Raw genomic sequence first — 6792 nt, forward strand, 5'->3', positions numbered from 1 at the left:
GCGGGGCCGAAGCCCCTTCGGCGCGGCGAAGGCCCGGCCATCCACGTCTTGCTCTGCCGCAACCAAAGCCAAGACTTGTATGCCCGGACAACGCCGGGCATGACGAGTTTCACTGCAGGCGGCATAGGGATTGCCGTTCACGGCGGCGCGCTTTCAAGGAAGGGATTGACGAGCTTGTCGATGTCCAGAAAGGCATAAACAACGATATTCGTATCAAAAAACCGCTTCACCGCTCGTTCGCTTCGTCAACGATCGAATTTGTAGCCCTTGGGGGCAGGCCAGCGAAACTGCTCCATATCCTTGAGAAACCGGACACGCCGGTCCACCTTTTCGACCACGATCTTTTCCTTAAGCTTTCCACGATGGCCAACTCGTCACCGTCTCGCAAATCCATCTTCTCGACCAGTCTCGGGGAGCCGTACAGCCAAGCTGTCGCCCCATTTTGAAACATGCATTTTCACCTCCAGTTAATTTTTGAAGCCAGACATGAAGGCTTCATCGCGCGTTCCTATCATCGCGCAGACGCCCCGGGGCGTGAGCCTTGGCGCGCTCCATGATTTCAACTGTTCCATATTATCATCCCTCGGAGCAGGCGGGCAACGTCGATCAGCCCCCAGTCCGAAGGGCGGCTTGGAGCCGAAGGCGTAACCCGCCATTTTGTCGATCATAACGGCGGATCGTGATCCGCCCTACGGACCGCACATCGCGGAACCCGGGCATCCCTCAATCATTTAGCGTACCGCTTCTGTGGTTATGAATTCCTATGGAGGCCAGAGGCTGCTTGGCCGAGCCGTGCCGCCCGTCCATCCATTCGGCATGGACGAGGTCAGAGTCTGACGCGTCCGACCACGGCACACCAGCCGAAGTTACCTCGCCAGAGGTGGCGACCGGGGTGCCGGAATTGTGCGTAGCCACAAAAATACCTCCAATGGTTTCCCAAGGGAGGGGCTGACGTCCGCGCGACCCGTTTCGTTGCCGAGGTAGCGGCATCTCCTTTGCGGGAAACCACCTTGCCCAGGACTGGCGGGTTGGCGAGAGCGTCAGCCCTGCTCTTGATGCGCGGCTGAGTGTAGGCTCACTTTAAGGTTAACCCCCGCAGGTCCGAACCTGAGGAAATACGATCTGTTACCTCCAACGTTCAGTTGCATCGATCCATGGGTTCGCACATGGTGGTTCGGCTGGCTCAGATTAGCCAAATCTATTCGGTGTAAAGATGCGAGAATGAAGCTCCTTCGAGGGAGATCGGCGAATATCCTATGAATGCCAAGGGGCAGACGAAAATCAGCCAATTTCAATTTTTTGTCGAGGCGCTATCCGGACCTGGAGCGCATCGGTGCTCTTTGCGAGCACTACTTCACTGCTGGAAGGATCAGGGCGCGGTTCCCTTGTCGATGAGCCCTGGGGAGTTCGACAAATATCTGCGCGGCGATATTGTAAAATGGGCCGGGGTGGTCAAGACATTCGCCGACAATCCATAGGACCAGGTTGCGGTCAAAACGATGCCGGAGATCAGATTCCGCCTCAATGGTGTCGAGACCAGCATCGACGCCGATCAAGACACCTCGCTGCTCAGCTGCCTGCGCGGCCGGCTTGGCATGACCGGGGCGCATTTCGGCTGCGGCGCCAACGAATGCGGCGCCTGCTACGTCATGATCGGCGATCACGCGGTGGCCGCCTGCGATACGCCACTATGGTCGGTCATGGACAAGGACATCACCACGCCGGAGGGGCTTGGAAGCGCGCAAGCGCCGCATCCGCTGCAGCGCGCCTTTATCGCCGAGCAGGCGTTGCAATGCGGCTATTGCGTTCCCGGCATCCTGATCAGCGCGGCGGCCCTTCTGCGGCAAAACCCCAATCCCACCGCCGCCGACGTCAGGGCTGCACTGGACCGCAATCTCTGCCGCTGCGGCTCGCATAACCGCATGGTTCGGGCGGTGCTACGCGCGGCCGCCGAGATGGCCGCGCCATGACGGACATTGCCCCCTCGCCTCTGGCAAAATTGCCGGTCAGCCTCGCGCAAAACCCGGCGCTGTCGTCATGGGTGCAGATCTCGCCGGAGGGACACGTGACGGTTTCGCCGGGAAAGGTGGAGATCGGGCAAGGCATCGTCACCGCGCTGGCGCAGATCGCCGCCGACGAACTCGATGTCGCCATGGTGCGGGTGCGGATGGTCCGCGCCTCGACCGCGGCAAGCCCCAACGAGGGCGCGACCTCGGGCAGCCTTTCGGTGCAGCAGTCCGGCCGCGCCATCCGCACCGCCTGCGCCGAAATCCGGCAGCTGTTCTTGACGGCCGCGTCCGATCGCCTGGGCGTGCCGACCGATGTGCTCGACATCGAGGACGGCACGATCTCGGGACCCGGCAATGTCAGGACGAGCTATTGGGAACTCGCCGATCAGGTCTCGCTGGACCGCGAGGCGAGCCCGGGCGCCCTGCCCAAACCGGCCAACGAGCGGATACTGGCCGGAAATTCGATTCAGCGGCTCGACATCCCCGACAAGGTGTTTTCACATCCCCGTTTCATTCACGATGTCATGCTGCCCGGCCTGCTGCACGGTCGCGTGCTGCGAGCTGAAATGCCCCGGGCAAAACTCGTCGAACTGCCGGAGGATGGCGCTCGCGCCGTGGCAGGCCAGATCGCCATCGTGCGCGACGGCAGTTTCGCGGGCGTGGTCAACGAAAGCGAGGACGGCGCGGAGGCCGCGCTGCAGGCATTGCGCAAAAGCGCAAAATGGTCTGCCGGCGAAATGCTCCCCGATGCATCGGCGCTCGCGGCGTGGCTGCAAGCCCAGCCGTCGGAGCTGACGGTGATCGACGACAAGACCGCGCGCCAGGCCGGCGCAAAGCAGCGCACGATCCGGCGGCAATATACCCGCCCCTATCTCGCTCATGCCTCGATCGCGCCGTCCTGCGCGATGGCGCAATGGAGTGGAGACCGCGTTCACGTCTGGACCCACAGCCAAGGCGTCTATTTACTCCGCGCCGACCTCGCGCTGGTGCTCGGATTACCCGTCGAGAAGATCACAGTCGAGCACATGGAAGGCGCCGGCTGCTACGGGCATAACGCCGCCGACGATGTCGCGCTCGATGCCGTGCTGCTGGCAAAAGCGGCCGGCGGCCGGCCGGTCCGCGTGCAATGGTCGCGGCAGGACGAGATGTCGCACGCGCCATTCGGTGCGGCGATGGCGATCGAGATCGAAGCCGATCTCGATGCACAAGGCGAGATCGTCGGCTGGCGCCATCAGACCTGGAGCAATGGCCACACCGCGCGGCCCGGGCGCGCGGCGCAGCCGGTGCTGCTCGCGGCGAGCGAACTGGCAGAACCATTTCCGCGCATGATCGCGACCAATCCGCCGCCGGCCAATGGCGGCGGCGCCGACCGCAACTCGGTTCCACCATATGATTTTCCGTCCTGGAAGATCCAGTGTCATCGGCTGCTCACGATGCCGATCCGCACCTCCGCGCTGCGCACGCTGGGCGCCCAAGGCAACGTCTTTGCGATCGAATCCTTTCTCGACGAGCTGGCGGCCGAGCGCGGCGAAGACCCCATCGCCTTCCGGCTGCGGCACCTCCGCGATCGCAGGGCGCAAGATGTGATCCGCGCCGTTGCGAAACGCGCGAGCTGGAAGCCGGTGAAGCGCGACGGGGTCGGTTACGGCACAGGCTTCGCGCGCTACAAGAACTCCGGGGCCTATTGTGCCGTCGTCGCCGAGATCGAGGGTGCCGAGGATATCCACGTCAAGCGGCTCACGATCGCGGTCGATGTCGGCGAAGCCATCAACCCCGACGGCGTCATCAACCAGATCGAAGGCGGCGCGATCCAGGCCACCAGCTGGGTCCTGAAGGAGCGTGTCGGCTTCGACCGCCAGCGCATTACCACCACGAGCTGGACCGACTATCCGATCCTGCGTTTCAGCGAGGTGCCGGAGGTCGAGGTCGAACTGATCGCGCGGCCCGAGCTGGAGCCGGTCGGCGCCGGCGAAGCCGCCCATGGCCCGGTCAGCGCGGCCATCGCCAACGCGGTATTCGATGCGCTGGGGGTGCGCGTTCGCGACCTGCCGATCACGCGCGACAGTTTGATCGCGGCCGCGGAGCTTGGCGCATGAACAGCCTGAGCATCCTGAGCGGCGGCGCCGCCCAGGGCCTGGTCGCGAGCCTCGCGCCGGAATTCAGGGCGCTGACCGCGCTCGATATAGCCGGTGAATTCGGCGCGGTCGGCGCCATGGCCGGCAAAATGAGACATTGGCGGTCCACTGCGCAACGGTTTTGAAGCCGGTTTCAGCCCTATCCGAATATTCGTTTTAGCCGCTAAGGCTGGTGGAAGGCAGCGCGCTCAACGTTTCGGGTTGCGCCCGCGGATGTGGTCAAAGCCTTGCTTGATTGCGGCGAAGCGCGCTTCGATCATCGGCTCAAATTCGAGGTCGGTGAAGATATATGGCAAGTCCTTTTCGACGCCTTCGCGGACGAGTTCACCGACATAGTTGGGTTCTATGCCCTGAGAGATGCGTTCCCGGAGCATATTGATCCGCTCGGCACGTGGGCCCGAAGTCGGCAAGGCAGGGAGCGCCCCCTCGAAGCGCTTGGGGAGATTGCGTCTTGAGTTCATGATTTGAGTGCGGATGACCCCTGGACACAGCACCGATACGCCAATCCCTCGGGGCGCGAGTTCACGCCGCAGGCCCTCGGACAGCGCGACAACGCCATACTTGGAGACGTTGTATGCATTGCTCTCCCCTGAAATAAGGCCGGCGATCGAGGCTGTGGAGACGATGTGTCCCCCCTCGCCATGCTGCTCGATCAACGGCCCGAAAATCTCGATCCCCCAAATGGTCGCCATCAGGTTGACGCCCATGGTCCAGTTCCACGACGCCTCGGTCCAGGCGCCATAAGGCCCACCGCCGCCGACGCCCGCGTTGTTGACGAGGATATGCACCTTGCCGTAGCGGGCAGTCGTGGCTTCGGCGGCCGCCACTAGTTCGGCTTTGAGTGAAACGTCCGCTTTCACGCCGTCGACATCGACGTTGGTGAGCCTCAGTTGCTTGAGCGCTGCGGACAGAGCCGCTTCTTCAATGTCGCAAAGCATGACTTTCACCCCCGCCTGGGCGAAGGCGGTCGCGATCCCCAGTCCAATGCCTGACGCTGCACCGGTCACGAACACAGTCTTTCCAGCGAGTTCCTTCACGCGCATTCTCCCCCGTGCAAGCGGACACCCTCGCCCCAAAACGCCAAGTATCCCCGGACGCCATATGACCGCGTTTTCGAGCGATTGGGAAGCGTGCCGGATGTCCGCTCGTGTGCCATGGCACGAAGCCGCCGATCTGGGATGTCCTCGCCACGGTCGCTACCCGGAGGTAACCCGGACATGACGATTCCCGTCGTGGAGGCCGGGACGTCGATAGGCGTCGCAGATGCGGTCGCGCTGGATAAAGCAACCCCGCCAAGTGCGGCGAGGCCAGCAAGTGCCGAAACAAGTTTCATGATATTCACCTCCTAACATCTGTTGGAGGCGACGAGCGGGCAACGAGTGCGACGCATTACGATGGCGCTCGGCGCGCTGGCGTCGATATTCGCTGCGGCCCGGTGCTTTCTGGGCGTCCGCGCCAGCGACACCACGCTTGCGGCGCTAGATGCGTTCTGCGTGCTGCCGGGACGGATCCGAAACGTCGACGATGAGACGCAACTGCGGCAAATCGAGCATGAGATCGACGGCATCCTTCGCGACCAGCTTGCGAGAACGGCCAGTCGGGAAGAGGCCGCCTCGGAAGCACAGGCGCTGATCGCGGCCGCGCATCGGCTCGACAATCTGATCCATCATCGCCGCACGCTAATCGCAGCGCGGGCGGCCAAGCCGCTTGCCCTCGGGAGCGAGGCGGAGTGCAAGAACCAAACGTGCAAGAATCGAGGCGGGCAATGGAACAAGTGATCCGGATAACAGTTGCCTAGCGACGAAACCGCAATTGACTCATGATTTTGACGCCGCCGGAGGTCCGAGTCTCACGGCGGCGTATTTGAGCCGACGCCGGTTTTCAAAGCAAAAACATTGCGAGACTTCATCAGGGAAGAATAGGCCATGCGTGTCTTGATTCTCGCCGTGTCGGTGCTGGGAATTCTCGTCGGTGCGGATGCTGCAAAAGCCGGCCTGAGCACGACCACCCGCGACCTGTCGGCATCCGTCGATCAGGCGGCCTTTACCGAAGAAACCAATCAGGAAACTGAAGATCAGATCGGCCTCGACAGGGGAAGGCGTCGCGACGTGCAGCGCGGGCTGGCCGGCCTCGGCTTCGAAACCAGGGTCAACGGAAAGTTCGATGAACAGACCCGCGCCGTCATCACGCGCTGGCAGGAGGCGCGCGGCTATCCCAAGACCGGCTTCCTCAACACCCTGCAGTACAAGGCGCTACTGGCCGAAATCGTCTCAACGGCGCACGCCGACTCCAGTAGCGGCGAGGCATCCGATGACGACCATCCGGCCCATCGTCGCGGCGGTGGTGCTCACCATCGCCGCGGCGGCGGCGGTCCAGGTGGCCTGATCGGCGGCATGGTGGGCGGACTGTTCGGACGCAGGTGACCCGCATTCGCGTGATGGCCGGTTATAGAATGTCCGTTCCCGAGCGGCGGAGTGCTTAGTAATCGATCTGCGCGACGGCCCGAAGCTCGTCCGGCGTTGTCGTTCGAAAGCCGAAGAACTCGAGATAGGCCGGAATCTGCTCGAACAGCATGTCGGTGCCGACCTGAATTTCGCAGCCACGCGCCCGCGCCGCCGCCAGAAACGGCGTAATCTCCTGCTTCATCA

8 protein-coding genes, 1 pseudogene and 1 riboswitch are annotated in these 6792 nt (G+C 62.9%); of the genes and pseudogenes, 7 read left to right on the top strand and 2 right to left on the bottom strand.

Going from position 1 to position 6792, the window contains the following annotated elements:
- The 5 genes from ABSG20_RS25705 to ABSG20_RS25725 form a co-directional block, all read left to right on the top strand.
- A partial coding sequence (locus ABSG20_RS25705; protein ID WP_423867300.1) for a hypothetical protein occupies nucleotides 1-446 on the top strand: 446 nt, incomplete at its 5' end.
- 512 nt (nucleotides 447-958) lie between these two features.
- Nucleotides 959-1064, bottom strand: a riboswitch (SAM-I-IV-variant riboswitch).
- A 192-nt stretch (nucleotides 1065-1256) separates the two neighbouring features.
- Entirely contained in the window at nucleotides 1257-1478 is a 222-nt protein-coding gene (locus tag ABSG20_RS25710; protein WP_423867307.1) for a hypothetical protein, read from the top strand.
- A gap of 21 nt (nucleotides 1479-1499) precedes the next feature.
- Nucleotides 1500-1970 carry a (2Fe-2S)-binding protein gene (locus ABSG20_RS25715; protein ID WP_423867301.1) on the top strand — a complete coding sequence of 157 codons (471 nt, stop codon included), beginning with the start codon at nucleotides 1500-1502 and terminating at the stop codon, nucleotides 1968-1970.
- Complete coding sequence (locus ABSG20_RS25720) at nucleotides 1967-4105, top strand: xanthine dehydrogenase family protein molybdopterin-binding subunit (protein ID WP_423867302.1); 2139 nt, start codon at nucleotides 1967-1969, stop codon at nucleotides 4103-4105. Before ABSG20_RS25715 ends, ABSG20_RS25720 begins: the two co-directional genes overlap by 4 nt.
- Nucleotides 4102-4269: a hypothetical protein gene (locus tag ABSG20_RS25725; RefSeq protein WP_423867303.1), complete on the top strand. Its 168-nt coding sequence runs from the start codon at nucleotides 4102-4104 to the stop codon at nucleotides 4267-4269. The genes ABSG20_RS25720 and ABSG20_RS25725 overlap by 4 nt, the downstream gene beginning before the upstream one ends.
- A gap of 63 nt (nucleotides 4270-4332) precedes the next feature.
- Here ABSG20_RS25725 and ABSG20_RS25730 read toward each other — a convergent pair whose 3' ends face one another.
- Complete coding sequence (locus ABSG20_RS25730; RefSeq protein WP_423867304.1) at nucleotides 4333-5181, bottom strand: SDR family NAD(P)-dependent oxidoreductase; 849 nt, start codon at nucleotides 5179-5181, stop codon at nucleotides 4333-4335.
- Nucleotides 5182-5538: 357 nt separating this feature from the next.
- On the opposite strand from ABSG20_RS25730, the gene ABSG20_RS25735 reads away from it, so the two are divergent.
- Both ABSG20_RS25735 and ABSG20_RS25740 read left to right on the top strand, forming a co-directional pair.
- The gene (locus tag ABSG20_RS25735; protein ID WP_423867305.1) at nucleotides 5539-5922 is read left to right on the top strand and encodes a hypothetical protein; all 384 of its coding nucleotides are present in this window, start codon (nucleotides 5539-5541) and stop codon (nucleotides 5920-5922) included.
- A 147-nt stretch (nucleotides 5923-6069) separates the two neighbouring features.
- A complete protein-coding gene (locus ABSG20_RS25740; RefSeq protein WP_423867306.1) occupies nucleotides 6070-6567 on the top strand; it encodes a peptidoglycan-binding domain-containing protein in 498 nt (165 codons plus the stop codon).
- A 55-nt stretch (nucleotides 6568-6622) separates the two neighbouring features.
- Here ABSG20_RS25740 and ABSG20_RS25745 read toward each other — a convergent pair.
- A pseudogene (locus tag ABSG20_RS25745) lies at nucleotides 6623-6792 on the bottom strand (shikimate dehydrogenase); the annotation flags it as partial.

Origin of the sequence: Bradyrhizobium sp. (genome assembly GCF_049512235.1) — a bacterium.
Classification (GTDB): domain Bacteria; phylum Pseudomonadota; class Alphaproteobacteria; order Rhizobiales; family Xanthobacteraceae; genus Bradyrhizobium.